General features: G+C 69.6%; 14 protein-coding genes and 1 pseudogene. 10 read left to right on the top strand and 5 right to left on the bottom strand.

Annotation, left to right across the window (positions count from 1 at the left end):
- Positions 1 to 10: 10 nt before the first annotated feature.
- A pseudogene (locus DCI01S_RS05840) lies at positions 11 to 418 on the top strand (SDR family oxidoreductase); the annotation flags it as partial.
- Here DCI01S_RS05840 and DCI01S_RS16725 read toward each other — a convergent pair.
- Positions 327 to 1,325 carry an MFS transporter gene (locus DCI01S_RS16725; RefSeq protein ID WP_082767666.1) on the bottom strand — a complete coding sequence of 333 codons (999 nt, stop codon included), beginning with the start codon at positions 1,323 to 1,325 and terminating at the stop codon, positions 327 to 329. The pseudogene DCI01S_RS05840 and the gene DCI01S_RS16725 overlap by 92 nt on opposite strands.
- A gap of 168 nt (positions 1,326 to 1,493) precedes the next feature.
- On the opposite strand from DCI01S_RS16725, the gene DCI01S_RS05830 reads away from it, so the two are divergent.
- The 4 genes from DCI01S_RS05830 to DCI01S_RS05815 all read left to right on the top strand — a co-directional run bounded on the left by DCI01S_RS05830 (position 1,494) and on the right by DCI01S_RS05815 (position 4,868).
- Positions 1,494 to 2,153, top strand: coding sequence for an HAD family hydrolase (locus tag DCI01S_RS05830; protein ID WP_244881660.1), 660 nt, complete (start codon positions 1,494 to 1,496; stop codon positions 2,151 to 2,153).
- A gap of 30 nt (positions 2,154 to 2,183) precedes the next feature.
- Positions 2,184 to 3,407: an acyl-CoA dehydrogenase family protein gene (locus DCI01S_RS05825; protein WP_061228359.1), complete on the top strand. Its 1,224-nt coding sequence runs from the start codon at positions 2,184 to 2,186 to the stop codon at positions 3,405 to 3,407.
- 23 nt (positions 3,408 to 3,430) lie between these two features.
- Positions 3,431 to 4,426 carry a phosphotransferase family protein gene (locus DCI01S_RS05820; protein ID WP_061228393.1) on the top strand — a complete coding sequence of 332 codons (996 nt, stop codon included), beginning with the start codon at positions 3,431 to 3,433 and terminating at the stop codon, positions 4,424 to 4,426.
- Between the two features lie 160 nt (positions 4,427 to 4,586).
- Complete coding sequence (locus DCI01S_RS05815) at positions 4,587 to 4,868, top strand: Lrp/AsnC family transcriptional regulator (protein ID WP_061228358.1); 282 nt, start codon at positions 4,587 to 4,589, stop codon at positions 4,866 to 4,868.
- A gap of 4 nt (positions 4,869 to 4,872) precedes the next feature.
- Here the strand turns inward: DCI01S_RS05815 and DCI01S_RS05810 are convergent, their stop codons facing one another.
- The 3 genes from DCI01S_RS05810 to DCI01S_RS05800 form a co-directional block, all read right to left on the bottom strand.
- On the bottom strand, positions 4,873 to 5,943 hold the full coding sequence (locus DCI01S_RS05810; RefSeq protein WP_061228357.1) for a 2-dehydropantoate 2-reductase: 1,071 nt from the start codon (positions 5,941 to 5,943) through the stop codon (positions 4,873 to 4,875).
- Between the two features lie 114 nt (positions 5,944 to 6,057).
- Positions 6,058 to 6,756 carry an SDR family oxidoreductase gene (locus DCI01S_RS05805; protein WP_061228356.1) on the bottom strand — a complete coding sequence of 233 codons (699 nt, stop codon included), beginning with the start codon at positions 6,754 to 6,756 and terminating at the stop codon, positions 6,058 to 6,060.
- Between the two features lie 86 nt (positions 6,757 to 6,842).
- A complete protein-coding gene (locus DCI01S_RS05800; protein WP_061228355.1) occupies positions 6,843 to 7,328 on the bottom strand; it encodes a MarR family winged helix-turn-helix transcriptional regulator in 486 nt (161 codons plus the stop codon).
- Positions 7,329 to 7,459: 131 nt separating this feature from the next.
- Here DCI01S_RS05800 and DCI01S_RS05795 point away from each other — a divergent pair, with 131 nt between their 5' ends.
- Positions 7,460 to 8,299, top strand: a complete 840-nt coding sequence (locus tag DCI01S_RS05795) for an alpha/beta fold hydrolase (protein WP_061228354.1) — start codon at positions 7,460 to 7,462, stop codon at positions 8,297 to 8,299.
- Positions 8,300 to 8,470: 171 nt separating this feature from the next.
- On the opposite strand, the gene DCI01S_RS05790 is transcribed toward DCI01S_RS05795, so the two are convergent.
- Entirely contained in the window at positions 8,471 to 10,615 is a 2,145-nt protein-coding gene (locus tag DCI01S_RS05790) for a PhoX family protein (RefSeq protein WP_061228353.1), read from the bottom strand.
- A gap of 206 nt (positions 10,616 to 10,821) precedes the next feature.
- Between DCI01S_RS05790 and DCI01S_RS05785 the strand changes: the two genes are divergently transcribed.
- The 4 genes from DCI01S_RS05785 (at position 10,822) to DCI01S_RS05770 (ending at position 15,417) form a co-directional block, all read left to right on the top strand.
- Positions 10,822 to 11,877, top strand: a complete 1,056-nt coding sequence (locus DCI01S_RS05785) for an ABC transporter ATP-binding protein (RefSeq protein WP_061228352.1) — start codon at positions 10,822 to 10,824, stop codon at positions 11,875 to 11,877.
- Between the two features lie 240 nt (positions 11,878 to 12,117).
- A complete protein-coding gene (locus DCI01S_RS05780) occupies positions 12,118 to 13,386 on the top strand; it encodes an ABC transporter substrate-binding protein (RefSeq protein ID WP_007627184.1) in 1,269 nt (422 codons plus the stop codon).
- 100 nt (positions 13,387 to 13,486) lie between these two features.
- Positions 13,487 to 14,473, top strand: coding sequence for a carbohydrate ABC transporter permease (locus DCI01S_RS05775; RefSeq protein ID WP_061228351.1), 987 nt, complete (start codon positions 13,487 to 13,489; stop codon positions 14,471 to 14,473).
- An 8-nt stretch (positions 14,474 to 14,481) separates the two neighbouring features.
- The gene (locus tag DCI01S_RS05770) at positions 14,482 to 15,417 is read left to right on the top strand and encodes a carbohydrate ABC transporter permease (RefSeq protein WP_106385294.1); all 936 of its coding nucleotides are present in this window, start codon (positions 14,482 to 14,484) and stop codon (positions 15,415 to 15,417) included.
- Position 15,418 lies beyond the last annotated feature (1 nt).

The raw sequence follows: 15,418 nt of genomic DNA, 5'->3' as shown, positions 1-15,418 counted from the left end.
GGGCGTCCCGATGCAGGTACACGACAAGGTGGCCGTGGTCACCGGCGCTGCCGGTGGCATCGGTGCCGCCCTCGCGGAAGCGCTCCTCGAGGCCGGCGCGCGGGTGGTCGTCTCCGACCTCGACGAGAACCGGCTGACCGCTACCGCTGAGCGTCTCGGCGCGATCGCGGTCGCGGGGGACGCCTCCCGCGAGGAGACGATCAGCGAGATGATCACCGCAGCGCAGAATCACTACGGCCCGGTCGATCTCTTCTTCGCCAACGCCGGGGTCGGCGACGGCTCCGGCCTGGCTGCCACGGACGAACAATGGCAGCTCGCACTGGACGTCAACCTGCTCGCCCACGTGCGCGCGGCTCGGCAGCTCGTACCGGGGTGGGTCGAGCGGGGGAGCGGGTACTTCGTCTCCACCGCCTCGGCGACCGCAGGTTGCTCAGATCCTCGGCGGTGACGTCGGTGTCGGCGTGGAGCATGGCGTTCCACATCGTCAACCGGGCTCGAGCAGCCACAGTCCGAGGACGCCGCAGTGCTGCTCTACACCTCAGGGACCACCGGTTCGCCGCCGCTGGAAGGCTCACCGCGGTGAGCAGGCTCCGGCGGGCTATTCGGTCGCTGACGAGGCGGGCGGGCACGACCCCGTGCGGCCGCCAGCGCGAACGCAGGACCGCGGTGGGTCCGCAGACGAGTAGGAGCGCGCCACCTGCGGCCGCCACGATCGGGCCCAGCGTCGCTGCCTGCAGGGACATCACGGCGCCGATAGCCGCGCCCCCGATGAGGGCGACTCCGGCGGGGTCCAGCGTCGCGCCCTGCTGGCGATCTGTCGGCAGGTCGCGCCTCACGAGAGGAACGATGAGAAGGGTGAGCGCCGGGATGGCGACGACCGGCCGCCAGCCGAAGGGGTCGACGAGCAGGGCCCCGGCCACCGGACCGAGTGCGTTGATGGTCGCTCCGATGCCTGAGTACGTCGCCATGGCGCGCGCTCTCGAGTCGCCCGCGAATAGCGCTTGGACTGCGGCGATGGTCAGCGCCGGGACGGCTGCAGCTCCCAGTCCCTGCAGGGTGCGTGTAGCGATGAGGGCGGGTAGAGAATCGACGAGCGCACCCGCGCAGGCCGCGGTGACCATGATCGATATGCCCACGAGAAGGGGCAGCCGGATGCCGAAAAAGTCGCCCAGGCGTCCGAAGATCGCGCTGCCCACCGCAAGGGCCAGCGAGTAGCAGCTGACGACGAGAGCGGCACGACCAGCTGTGAGGTTGAGATCGTTCGCGATCGCCGGCAGGGCGACAGCGACCGCCGCGCTGCCGAGGCCGGTCACGCCGAAGAGCACGGCGATGGCCCAGGCGAGCGTCCCGCGGTGCGGTGCCGGTGGCGGGCTGGCGCTGGAGATGGTCACTCCTCAGGCGAGGCGGCAAAGACTTGAAGGCGAATCAGGGTTCAAGTATACCTGTAGTCAGATGAACCGTGAAGGAGTCCCGCTTTGACGTCTATGTCTCCGGTGACGGCCCCGTCCGACGAGCGCCGTGTGCGGGCACTTCTGATCGACTACGGGGGAGTGCTCACGGTCCCGCTGGGTTCAGCCTTCCGCGGAATCGCCGAAGACGCCGGACTCGAACCGAATCAGGTGCTTGGCGTGCTCGGCACCCATGAAGGGGCACGCTGTGCGCTGGTGGAGCACGAGGTGGGACAGCTGGATGACGAGGGTTTCGAGGATGCGTTCGCGGCAGCCCTTGTCGAGGCAGGGGGGAAGGTCGAGGCGCGGGGGCTGCTGGCCGGCCTGGGCGCCCACCTCGAGCTGGACCTGCCGATGATCGACATGGTCCGCCGGATTCGTGCTGCAGGCGTACCGGTGGCGCTCGTCTCCAACTCCCTCGGTCGGGATTGTTATTCCCGCATCGACCTCGACGAACTCTTCGATGTCAGTGTGATCTCCGCTCAGGTGGGTGTACGTAAACCATCACGCGAGATCTACCGCATCGCGTGTGCTCGGCTCGGTGTGGCACCGGATGAGTGCCTGCTCGTTGACGACCTCGAGCACAACCTCGTCGGTGCTGCCCGTTTGGGGATCACCGGCGTCCTCCACCGAACCGCCGAGGAGACGATCGGCGTCGTTCACGACCTCTTGCACCTTCCTGCCCCATCCGTCGCCCGCGAGTAGCCGGCACGCCATCAGAAAAGGACCACCACGATGTTTGAACTCAGCGAACGCGGACAGGACTACCGCGACCGTCTCCTCACCTTCATGGAAGAGCACGTCTACCCGGCCGAGAGCGTCTACCGCGAGCAGATGCGTGCATCGGGCGATGCGAACCACCAGCCGCAGGTGCTCGAGGACCTCAAGGCGGAGGCTCGTAGCCAGGGTCTGTGGAATCTGTTCCACCCGCATCCGGAGTGGGGGCCGGGCCTGACCAACCTCGAGTACGCGCACCTGGCCGAGATCACCGGCCGCAGCCTCGAGATCGCCCCCGAGGCCATCAACTGCAACGCCCCGGACACCGGCAACATGGAGGTGCTCACCCTCTTCGGCACCGACGAGCACAAGGAGAAGTACCTCAAGCCGCTGCTCGCCGGCGAGATGGCCTCCGCCTTCGCGATGACCGAGCCCGCCGTCGCGAGCTCCGACGCGACCAACATCGAGACCCGCATGGAGCGCGATGGTGACGAGTACGTCATCAACGGCCGCAAGTGGTGGACCTCCAACGCCTTGCACAAGAACTGCAAGGTCATGATCGTCATGGGCAAAACCGACCCAGACGCCCCCATTCACCGGCAGCAGTCGATGATGGTCGTGCCGATCGACACCCCGGGTATGAAGATTGAACGCGGTCTCCCGGTCTTCGGGTACATGGATCGGGAAGGTCATGCGGAGGTGACGTTCACCGATGTGCGCGTGCCCCGCTCCGCTCTTCTCGCCGGCGAGGGGGATGGCTTCATGATCTCCCAGGCACGACTCGGCCCGGGTCGTATCCATCACTGCATGCGAGCGATCGGTGTGGCCGAGCGTGCTCTCGACCTGATGATCGACCGCGCACAGTCGCGGGTGACGTTCGGCGAGCCGGTGGCGAACCGGGCCAACATCATGGATTGGGTCGCCGAATCGCGCATCGAGATCGAGATGGCCCGCCTGCTCACCCTGAAGGCGGCACACATGATGGACACCGTCGGCAACAAGGTGGCGCGCACGGAGATCGCCGCGATCAAGGTCGCGGCCCCAGCTGTCGCGTTGAAGGTCATCGACCGCGCCATCCAGGTGCATGGCGGTGGCGGCGTGAGCGACGACTTCCCTCTCGCGCTCTGGTACGCCAATATGCGCACCCTGCGTCTCGCCGATGGTCCGGACGAGGTGCACAAGATGACCATCGCGCGTCGCGAGTACCGTCGCCGCGATCCCGAGTGGGGGCGGAAGAAGTGATCGAGGGCATCGACACGGAGGCGATGACGGAGTGGCTCGCCGAGCGAGTGGAGGTCGAGCAGCCGTTGACCTACGAACGTGTGGGTTTGGGTCAGTCCAACCTGACCTACCTGGCGACAGACGTCAGGGGCCGCCGGTTGGTGTTACGCCGTCCACCGATGGGCGAGATCCTCGCCTCCGCGCATGATGTCGCGCGGGAGCACCGGATTCTCTCGGCTCTCCAGGACACGCGGGTACCCTTGCCTGTCGTCCACGGATTGTGCGAGGACCCGGCGGTCGCCGACCGTCCGGTACTCGTCGTGTCCTTCGTCGACGGGCTCGTGCTCGATGATCGAGCGGATGCGGAGCGGCTCTCCGCGGCTGCTCGGCACGCCGTGGGGCTGTCTCTGGCGGAGACCCTGGCACGCATTCACGCTGTCGATCTGGAGGAAGTCGGTCTCGCCGACCTGGCCAGTCACAAGCCGTATGGCGAGCGACAGCTGCGTCGGTGGTCGCGGCAGTGGGAGCTCTCCCGCACCCGTGACCTGGCTGAGCTGGACCGGCTGACCGAACGCCTCACCGGGCTCGTCCCGCAGGCGGGCGAGATCACCCTCGTCCACGGCGACAGCCACCTGCGCAACATCATCATCGACCCGGATGACGCGCAGGTGCGGGCGATCCTCGACTGGGAGCTTGCCACCCTCGGCGACCCGCTCGCCGACCTCGGCACCTTGCTGGCCTACTGGCCCCAAGAGGGAGACCCGCCGACGATGCGCTTCGACGCCTCGACCCTGCCGGGCTTCGCAACACGGACCGAGCTGGTCGAGCACTACGCCGAGGTGTCAGGACGTGACGTTTCGGACTTGCCCTTCTGGCATGGCCTCGGACTGTGGAAGCTCGCGATCATCCTCGAGGGGGTGCGACGGCGCCAGCTCGACGATCCGCGCAACCTCACGGCGATGGGTCAGATCCCGGCGGAGGCGGTCGATGAACTCGTCGCCTGCGCTCATGCGGTGCTCGATGAGGCAGGCGAGATCTGATCCACGGGAGGGTCGTTCGCGGCTCGAGAAGCTGACCCCGGCTGAGCGAAGGCCTCCGGTCGGAGGAGTGGGCCCGTGCGGTTCGCCGCTCCACCATCCGGAGGTTTTCGCACCGGACACCGCCGCCCCTTGGCCGCTCGACTGCACTAGCCTTGGGCCCATGATCACCGCAATCGTCTTCGTCCACGCCGAGACGGCGCGGATCCCCGAGGTCGCCTCCGCCATCGCCGAGATCGACGGCGTGTCAGAGGTGTACTCCGTCACCGGCACCATCGACCTCATCGTGTTGGTCCGGGCGCGGCGCAACGAGGAGATCGCCGACATCGTCTCCGACCGCCTCAACAAGGTCCCCGGCGTGCTGGACACCGAGACGCACATCGCGTTCCGCACCCAGTCCAAGCATGACCTCGAGGCCGCGTTCTCGATCGGTTACGAGGACTGACCGCTCATCTGCTGGAACGGGCGAGCCGGCGTGCCCGGCGCCGCGCGCGCTGCAACTCGGCGAGCAGGTCGGGGCCACCCCACCGACGGCGGTTCTCGCCGTCGGCTTCCGCCTCGCGCACCAGCTCCACCATCCGCTCGCAGGCCGGCGCCGATAGTCCGAGCTGACGGGCCATCTTCACGACCTTGCCCTGCAGGACGTCGATCTCGGTGGGCCGGCCGCGCAGCAGGTCGTCGTTCATGGACGAGGTGCCGTCGGCGTCGACCCGCATCACGGCCCGACCGAGTCGGCGGAACAGCGGGGTGGGCAGGCGCATCACGATCGGGAGGGCGCCCGCGGGCACGGCGAGCGGCACCCGGGGCACCACGCCGGCCGCGGTGAACACCCGGTTCGCCTCGGCCTGGCACAGTGCGACGCAACACCGCAGGTCGCGGTCGAGCAGCTCGGTGCGCAGCGGCAGGCCGGAGAGGGCCTGGACGGCGCTGTTGAGGTTCATGAGGATCTTGCCGTGCAGGACGGCCTGGATGTCGTCGGTGGGACGCAGCGGCAGGCCGGCCTCGGCGGCCGTGCGCAGCAGTGGGGTGAGCCTCGGGTGCTCGGCGATCCGGATCTCACCGGTGGACGTGCGGCGGTAGGTGGCGGGCCCGGTGCGCGCGACGTTGAACGGCACGACCCCGGCGATCACCGGCGCGGAGTCCACGCCTTCGCGGATGAGGTCGGCGGAGTGCAGCCCGTTCTGCAGCCCGACCACGAGGGTGGTGGGGCGCAGGAGCGGCGCGAACTCCGCGGTGGCGGCGGCGGTCTGACCGGCCTTGGTGCACACCAGCACGACGTCGGCGCGGCGGACCGAGTCCGGCGTGGTGGCCAGGGTGAGCATGTCGGCGGGGACGTGCAGGCGGCCGCCCTCGTTGCCGCCCGCCTCCACGGTGAGGCCCAGTTCACGGATGGGGTCGAGGACGTGGGGTCGCCCGACGAGGGTCACGTCGGCGTGGCGGGCGAGCCGGCCGCCGAGGTAGCAACCGACCACGCCCGCGCCGATCACGGTGATCCGCAGAGGGGAATCGGGGCTGGTCATGGTGGTGCAGACGTTACGACACGCACGGCCGCGCGGCAGGCGTTCGCGGCACGCGGGCGTGCGGAAAGAGCGCGAGGGGGTGGGCGCGGCGCGTAAGGGGGTGGCCGGCGGGCGTCAGCGGGGCCGGGGTCGCAGGACGACCTCGGTGGGGTGGGCGTCGGGGGTCGACTCCAACGCGTGCCGGACGGCGGTGGCCACGGAGTCGGCGCTGAGGTAGGCGCCGGGGTCGTAGGTGCCGCCCTCGTGCGCGACGATCGCGCGCTGCATGTCCGTGTCGACGCGGCCGGGGTGGATGGAGGTGACGCGCAGGTCGGGCTCCTCGCCGCGGAGGGTGTCGGTGACGGCGCGCAGCGCGAACTTGGAGGCGCTGTAGGAGCCCCAGCCGGGCTTGGCGGTGGTCCCCGCGCCGGAGTTGACGACGACGAGGTGTCCTCGTGCCGCGCGCAGCGCCGGGAGCAGTGACCGGGTCAGCTCGACCACGGCCAGCACGTTGACCTCGAACGCCCGGCGCCACTGCTCGGCGTCGGTGTGTTCGATCCGGCCGAGATCGGCGACCCCGGCACAGTGGACGAGCCCGTCGAGCGTGCTGACGCCGTCGGCGACGCGGGCGACCCCGTCGGCGGTCGTGAGGTCTGCCTCGACGATCTCCACGGCCCGGCGGTCGCCCGGGTGTGCGGAGCGGCAGTCGGCGGCGACGGCCCGCAGCGCGTCGGCGTCGCGGCCCACCAGGACCAGGTCGTGGCTGCCGGCCAGGGCGCGGGCGGTCGCCGCCCCGATCCCGTGGGAGGCGCCGGTGATGACGACTGTGCTCATGCCCGCCGAGGCTAGTCGGGCAAGGCGGGGGAGTGGGCCGCGCGGGTCCAGGCGGGGGCCGTGCGTCGGGCGGGGGCCAGGTGGGTTCAGGCGGGTCCGGCGGAGTCGGCGTCGAAGGCGTCGAGGAGGGCGTTGAAGGCGGGCACCGCCGCCGACAGCAGCTCACGCTGCTCGCCGGTCAGCCGCCCCAGGTGTTCGGCGAAGTCGCGGTCGCGGTCTGCCAGCACCTGCTCGATGCGCGCACGGCCCAGGTCCGTCAGACGAACGCAGACACCACGCCGGTCCGACTCGTCGGGCTCGCGCTCGACGTACCCCATGGCCTCGATGACGCTCACCGAGTTGCTGGTGGTCGGCACCCGCACGTTCTCGAGACGGGCGAGGTCCGTCATGCGCAGCCGCCCGTGGCAGGCCAGGGTGTGCAGTATCGACGTCTGCGCTCTACTCAGCGCGTACTGGGTGCTCTGCCGGCGGACCAGCAGGTCCAGCCGGAGGAGGATGGGCCGGAACTGTTCGGCGAGACCCAGAGCGGGCCCGACCTCACCGGTGTCCGGTTCCCTCGTCGTCGTCACCATGACCCCAGCCCCCTCGAGACCGGCTCCCCCCCGGGAGCCTCGCGGCACCGAATGTAAGCCCTTCCTCTCCCGCCGTGGGGCGTCACGTCGAGGCACTGGTGGGGGGGCGTGTGGTGGTGGACACTGAAGGCATGGGTTTGTATCACCAGATCACCGGATCCGGACCGACCATCGTCCTCATCCACGGCGTCTGCCACCGCGCGCACGCCTGGGACGCCGTGGTGCCGCTGCTCGCCGACCGGTTCCGCGTGGTCGTCGTCGACCTGCCCGGACACGGACGCTCCGCCGACCTGCCGGACGATGGGGACGTGCTCGACCACTTCGTCGGTGAGCTCGTCGACCTGATCGAGGCGGTCGTCCCGGCCGGCGAGCGGCCGCACATCGCCGGCAACTCCCTCGGCGGCTTCCTCGCGCTGGAACTCGGCGCGCGCGGGCTGGCCAGCAGCGTCACCGCGCTCTCGCCCGCCGGGTTCTTCCGCTCGCACGCCGAGTGGCGCTACACGATCACCGTCTTCCGCAGCCTCCGACGCGCGGCCGGCAGACTCGGCCGGCACATCCCCGCCCTCACCGAGCGGGCCGCCGGACGCGCGGTGATGATGGCGGTGTTCTGCGCCCGCCCGTGGCGGTACCCCGCCGAGGCCGCCGCGATAGACAGCGAGGCGATCGTGTCCAACACCGTGCTGGACCGGGCCGACCGCCGGACCTTCCTGTTCTCCGCGCCCGTCGACGAGAACCTCCCCATCACCATCCGCTGGGGCCGGTTCGACATGGTCCTACCGGTCGGTCAGATCAAGCTCGCCACGCGGCTGTTCCCGCAGGCGAAGGTGGAGATCACCGCCGACGGGCACGTGCCGATGTCCGACGACCCCGAGGGCGTGGCCGCGTCGATCGCGGCCTGCGCCGAGCGCGGACTGGCGTACACGGGCGCGGCACCGGCGGTCGCGAACGCGGGCGCACCCGCCGGGCGGTAAGCCGCGCCGCCCGCCTGCCCGCCTGTCCGCCGGCCCGTCGAGAAGAGCGTTTGCCCCGCATTGTCCGAGTGGAAATGTGCGAAACGGTCTTCTCGACGGCGGCCTACGCCCCGGTGCGCAGGGTCAGAGGCCTACGCTCCGGGGCGCGGCGGGGTCAGCGGCCGAGTGGGGTCAGCGGCCGAGCGAGCCCGTCGGCAGCGACCCCGAGCCCAGGGAACCCCCGCCCAGGGAACCCGAGCCGAGCGAGCCCGTGCCGCCGGAGAAGCCGTCGCGCCAGGCCACGACCGTCGACGGGCGCGGCTGGGAGTCGCCGCCATCGGGCCAGTGCGAGGCCGGGTTCTCGATCGACGCGCCGTCCATCTCGCCCGGGTGCTGGACGTTGACGATCGCGCGATCCTTGAACACCAGCGGACCGCAGGTCTCCGCCCCGATCGGGACGGTGAGGAACAGCTTGGTCTCGCCGCGGTTCGACCCCTCGGTGGCCACCGAGTAGAGGCCGTCGTTGAAGCCGAGCGCGTTGCCGTCCGTCGACACCCACAGTCCGCCGGCGGGGTCGAACGCGACGTTGTCCGGGCACGAGATCGGGCTGACCTTGGACTTGTCGAAGCCGCCGAAGTAGGAATCGGCCTCGGCGGGATCACCACACACGAGCAGCAGGTTCCAGCCGAAGGTGGTGCCTTCGTGGTCGTCGGTGATCTCGACGACCTGACCGTGCTTGTTGTTGTGCCGGGGGTTGGCCTCGTCGGCCGCGGCCCGGCCGGTGCCGCCGCGCTGGGAGTTGTTGGTCAGCGCCATGTACACCTTGCCGGTGGTCGGGCTGGGCTCCACGTCCTCGGGCCGGTCCATCTTGGTGGCGCCGACGCGGTCGCCCGCCATACGCGTGTGCACGGCGACCTGCTCGGGCGTCATGCCCTCGACGTGAGAGACGGCCTTGCCGTCGGCGTTGACGGTCATGAGCGGGATCCAGGTGCCGGAACCGTCGAACGCGCCGTCGGACGGAAGCGTGCCCGAGCCGTCGATCTCGGACGCGGGCGAGTTGCCGGAGAAGGTGGCCACGTAGAGGGTGCCCTCGTCGAGGATCCGCATGTTCTGGGCCCGCGCGGCCCGGGTGTTACCGGGGACGATGCGGCGGCTGGACACGAACTTGTAGAGGTAGTCGAAGCGCTCGTCGTCACCGGAGTAGGCCACGACGGTCCCGTTGGCGGTCACGTGGATGCTCGCGCCCTCGTGCTTGAAGCGGCCCATGGCCGAGTGCTTGACCGGCGTCGAGTCGGGATCCCAGGGATCGACCTCGACGACGTAGCCGAAGCGGTTGACCTCGTTGGGCTCCTTCGCCAGGTCGAAGCGGTCGTCGAACCGCTCCCACAGCCGGCCGGAGGGGGAGACGCTGATGCCGTAGCGGCTCAGCTGCGCGCGGCGCTCGGTGTCGGTGACCGAACCGGAGGTGCCGAAGTACTGGTTGAAGTTCTCCTCGCCGGAGAGCACGGTGCCCCACGGGGTGTGCCCGCCCGCGCAGTTGTTCAGCGTGCCCAGGACGCGCGTGCCGGTCGGGTCGGCGGTGGTCCGGGTGAGCGGGCCGACGGCGGGACCGCGCAGCTCGAACGGGGTGGTGGCGGTGATGCGACGGTTGTAGGAGCCCATGACGGGGTCGAGGCCGCCGTCGGAGGAGCGGGTGGCCAGCTCGACGACGGTCAGCCCGTGTGCGGCCCATGCGATCTCGACCTGCTCGCGGGTGGGGTTCGCGGAGTCGTAGCCACGGAACATCGTGGGCTCGGTGGTGTACTCGTGGTTGACGGTGAGCAGGTAGCGGCCGTCGCGGTCGTCCATCGGGAACATCACGGCGAGGTCGCAGTTGTAGCCGTACTGCATGGCCTGGGCGGCCGCGGTCTGGTTCTCGAAGTCGAACTCCGGGGCGCCGGGCAGCACGGGGTCGCCCCAGCGGATCACGACGTCACTGGAGTAGCCCTCGGGGACGGTCACAGCGTCGGCCTTGTTGGGCGCGACCGGGGTGAATCCGGTGTCGATCGCGGCGCCGCCGGTCGAGCCGGTGGCCCCGAGCGAGCCGGTGGCCGCGGAACCCTGCGCGGCGGCGGTCGCGGGCAGGGCCTGCGCGGCTCCCACCGCCAGCGCCACGACGCCCGCGGCCTTGAGCGCCCCGCGGCGGCTGATCTCGGTGGCGATGTCGCCGAAGTAGGCGTTGTCGGAGGTGTTCGGCACCGGGGCGGCGCACTGGTCTCCACACTTGTACACACAGGTCACGTGCTGGCGGTTGGAGATCCCCGGAGTGGCGATCGGAAGCAGGCGGCGGACGGACATTCGAGTCTCCCTGAAGACATCTACGGCTCAACGGACGCTGTGACGCTAGGTGCGCAGAACCACCGGACGGACGCGCCCGGTGAACGTCCGGATGAACTGTGGGCGCAGTGCCGGTGAACTCCGGCGCGGGCCGCTACAGTCGTCGTGTCCACCCTCTATCTCGGATCGTCCGGCACGTTCCTGCCGGTGAAGGGAAAGACCCGCTCATGGCCTCGGTGACCTTCGAGAACGTGTCCATCGTCTATCCCGGGGCCGCGCGGCGCAGCGTGGACCGGCTGGACCTGGAGATCGCCGACGGCGAGTTCCTCGTCCTGGTCGGGCCCTCCGGCTGCGGCAAGTCGACCACCCTGCGCGCGCTCGCCGGTCTCGAGGACGTGGCCGCCGGCCGCATCCTCATCGGCGACAAGGACGTCACCGGCACGGAACCCAAGGACCGGGACATCGCGATGGTGTTCCAGAACTACGCGCTGTACCCGCACTACACGGTCCGCGAGAACATGGGCTTCGCGCTCAAGCTGGCCAAGGCGAGCAAGCAGGAGATCGCCGAGCGGGTCCAGACCGCCGCGGAGATGCTCGACCTGGTGCCGTACCTGGACCGCAAGCCCAAGGAACTCTCCGGTGGTCAGCGGCAGCGTGTGGCGATGGGCCGGGCGATCGTGCGCAACCCGCAGGTCTTCCTCATGGACGAGCCGCTGTCCAACCTCGACGCCAAGCTCCGCGTAGCGACGCGTGCGCAGATCGCCAAGCTGCAGCGGGACCTGCGCACCACGATGATCTACGTGACCCACGACCAGGTCGAGGCCATGACGATGGGCGACCGCGTCGCGGTGCTCAAGGACGGGGTGCTCCAGCAGGTCGACACCCCGCGGGAGCTGTACAACAACCCGGTCAACGCGTTCGTCGCCGGGTTCATCGGCTCGCCGTCGATGAACCTCTTCGAGGCGCCCGTGGCCGACGGGGCGGTGGACCTCGAGGGCTTCCGCGAGCCGGTGCCGGCCGGGTCGGGTCCGCGGGTCACGGTGGGCGTGCGGCCCGAGCACCTGCGGATCGCCGAGGACGGTCACGGGTTGCAGGTGACGGTCGTGCTGGTGGAGGAGCTCGGCGCGGACAGCTACCTGCACTGCTCGACCGCCGACGGCCACCCCGTGGTGTACCGCGCCGGGTCCGGCGAGCACGCGCGCAAGGGCGACACCGTGTACCTCGAGGCGCTCGACGGCGAGGTGCGCTTCTTCGACGTGGAGACCGGCGACCGCCTCCGCTGAACCGTCAAGCGGCGCAACATCTGTTGTTGTTACAGTTAACGCTGTGACCTCGCCTGCGTGAACCCCACGTGACGGCGGGAGCGAGCGACGCGGCCGATGATCGCCGTGGTCCCGCGCCGCCGCCGTCGTGTGGGTTACGCTCAGCAGGTCCTCAGTGAGATCCGCGTCACAGTCGACGTCGATCAGCTGCCCCTCGGCGCGCGCCGACGGGAGTCGAGACACGACAGTAGGAGAGAGCGCATGGCCGTTCACGGCAGGTTCCTCAAGGCGGCGACGGCCGCCTCCATCGTCGCGGTGGTCGCCGCGGGTTGTTCCTCCGGGGGCGGGGAGGACAGCGAACAGGCGAGCTCCGGCACCTCCGGCGTCGGCCCCATCACCTTCGCGATGGGCAGCAACGACACGGACAAGCTGCGCCCCGTCATCGAACAGTGGAACGCGGAGAACCCCGACCAGGAGGTCACCCTCCACGAGCTCCCCGCCGAGCAGGACGGTCAGCGCGACACCCTCGTGCAGTCGCTGCAGACGGAGAGCGGCGAGTACGACGTGTTCGCGCTCGACGTCACCGACACCGCGTACTTCGCGGCCAACGGCTGGCTCCAGCCGATCGAGGGTGAGACCGAGGTCGACACCAGCGGGCTGATCGAGGCCGCCGTCGACTCGGCGACCTACAACGACACCCTCTACGCGGTGCCGCAGAACACCAACGCGCAGCTGCTCTACTACCGCACCGACCTGCAGCCGGAGGCCCCCGCCAACTGGGGCGAGCTCGTCGAGTCCTGCGGCGCTGCCGTCGAGGCCGCCATCGACTGCGTCAACCTGCAGCTCAAGCAGTACGAGGGCCTGACCGTCGCGGCCACGCAGTTCATCCACAGCTGGGGCGGCAGGATCGTCGGCGACGACGGCCAGACCCCCGAGCTGGACAGCGAGGAGACCCGCGCCGGCCTCACGGCCCTGGTCGACGCGTACAAGAACGACGTCGTCGCCATGAAGTCCGACAGCTTCACGGAGGAGCAGACCGCGCAGGCCTTCCTGGGCGGCCGCACCATGTACGCCTACAACTGGCCGTACATGTACGACTCGGGCCAGACCGACCCGACCTCGGAGGTCGTGGACAAGTTCGACGTCGCGCCGATCCTCGGCCCGGACGGTCCGGGCAAGTCCGTGCTCGGCGGCTACAACAACGGCATCAACGTCTACTCCGAGAACAAGGCCACGGCCAAGGCGTTCCTCGAGTTCCTCATCTCCGAGGACGTCCAGATGGGCTTCGCGCAGGAGTCCTTCCCGCCGGTGCTGTCCTCGATCTACGACGACGCCGCGCTGCAGGAGCAGTTCCCGTACATGGAGGCCCTCAAGGCCGCCCTGGACAACGCCGAGCCGCGCCCGGTCTCGCCGTTCTACCCGGCTCTGTCGAAGGCCATCCAGGACAACACCTTCGCGGCCCTGAAGGGCGAGAAGACCGTCGAGCAGGCGCTCACCGACATGAGCGCCGCGATCGAACAGGCTCAGTGACGGGCCCTCTCTGAACAACGGCCGATGGGCCCCGGGTGCGAGCCCGGGGCCCAGCGGTCTCCCTGACAGGGTGTGGCGCACCCGGCGAGGAAGCGGCGAGATGACGACGAGCGAGAAGTCCCAGGCTCCGCTGGTGGCGAAGAGATTCGACTGGCGACCGGTGTGGATGGTGGGCCCCGCCCTGATCATCCTCGCGGTGGTGATCGGCTACCCGATCGTCCGCGCGGTGTACCTGTCCTTCATGGCCGACCGCGGGCTCGACCCCGCCACCGGGATGTTCACCTCCGGCGGGTTCGCCGGCTTCCAGCACTACCTCTACTGGCTCACGCAGGCGTGCCCGGCCCCCGGCGGCGGCACCGTCACCTGCCCCGACGGCGTCTCGGCCACCGACTTCTGGCCCGCCATGGGCAACACCCTGTTCTTCACGGTCACCACGGTCTCGCTCGAGACCGTGCTCGGCTTCGCGATGGCCGTCATCATGGGCAAGAGCATCTGGGGCCGCTCCCTCCTGCGGGCCGCGGTGCTCGTCCCCTGGGCGATCCCCACCGCCGTCACCGCCAAGCTGTGGGCGTTCATCTTCGATCCCAACGGCATCGCCAACACGATCCTCGGCACGAACATCGCCTGGACCACCGACCCCTTCTACGCCCGTGTGGCCATCATCGTCGCCGACGTGTGGAAGACCGCGCCGTTCATGGCCCTGCTCATCCTGGCCGGACTGCAGATGATCCCCGGTGACGTCTATGAAGCGGCCCGCGTCGACGGCGCCTCCCGGTGGCAGCAGTTCGTCCGCATCACCCTGCCGCTGGTCCGGCCCGCGCTCATGGTCGCGATCCTGTTCCGCACGCTCGACGCGCTGCGCATGTACGACCTGCCCGTCATCCTGGTCTCGGCGAACTCCAACTCGCCCACCGCGACCGTGTCCATGCTCGTGGTCAACGAGATGAGGATGGGCAACTTCAACAGCGCCTCCGCGATCTCGACACTCGTGTTCCTGCTGGTCTTCGCCGTCGCGTACATCATGGTGAAGTTCCTCGGCGCGAACGTCGTGGAAGATCGCACAGGCAAGAAGGAGGAGATCCGGTGAGCCACCGAGTGCCTGACCACAGCACCTCGCCGGCCACGCCGACGACCACCTCGTCGTCGTCGACCTCCGGCCCCCACCGACGTCCCGACGACCGGGACCTCAAGCCCCCGCGCAAGCCCCTCGGCCGCACCGCGGGCACCTACGTCGGCGCCCTGCTCATCCTCATCTGGGGGCTCGCGCCGTTCTACTGGATGCTCGTCACGGCGTTCCGCGACAACAGGTTCGTGTTCTCCGCCAGCCCGCTGCCGTCGAACGTCACGCTGGACAACTTCCGTGAGGCACTGTCCACGGACGGCGGCAACAACTTCCTGGGCGCGATCATCAACTCGGTGATCATCAGCTCCGTCACCACCGCGCTCGCCCTGACGTTCGGCGTGTTCACCGCCTACGCGCTCGCCCGGGTCGACTTCCGCGGCAAATTCTTCGTCACCGGCCTCATCCTCGCCGCGTCGATGTTCCCCGGCGTCGCCCTGGTCACGCCGCTGTTCCAGCTGTTCACGGACATCGGCTGGATCGGCACCTACCAGGCGCTCATCATCCCCAACATCTCGTTCGCGCTCCCGCTGACCATCTACACGCTCACGTCGTTCTTCAACGACCTGCCGTGGGAGCTGGAGGAGGCTGCCCGCGTCGATGGTGCGACCCGCGGCCAGGCGTTCATCAAGATCATCCTTCCGCTCGCCGCGCCGGCCCTGTTCACCACCGCGATCCTGGCGTTCATCATCACGTGGAACGAGTTCGTGCTCTCGCAGCAGCTGTCCACGACCGCGACCGAGCCCGTGACGGTGGCGATCGCCCGGTTCTCCGGGGTCAACCCGTACCTGCCGCCGCACGCGGCGATCATGGCCGCCGGCGCGCTCGTCACCGTGCCGCTGGTGATCATGGTGCTGATCTTCCAGCGACGGATCATCTCCGGCCTCACCGCCGGCGGCCTGAAGAGCTGAT

Origin of the sequence: Dietzia cinnamea NBRC 102147, from assembly GCF_001571065.1 — a bacterium.
In the GTDB taxonomy this organism is placed as follows: domain Bacteria; phylum Actinomycetota; class Actinomycetes; order Mycobacteriales; family Mycobacteriaceae; genus Dietzia; species Dietzia cinnamea.
This window is presented reverse-complemented; position numbering and strand designations above follow the sequence as displayed.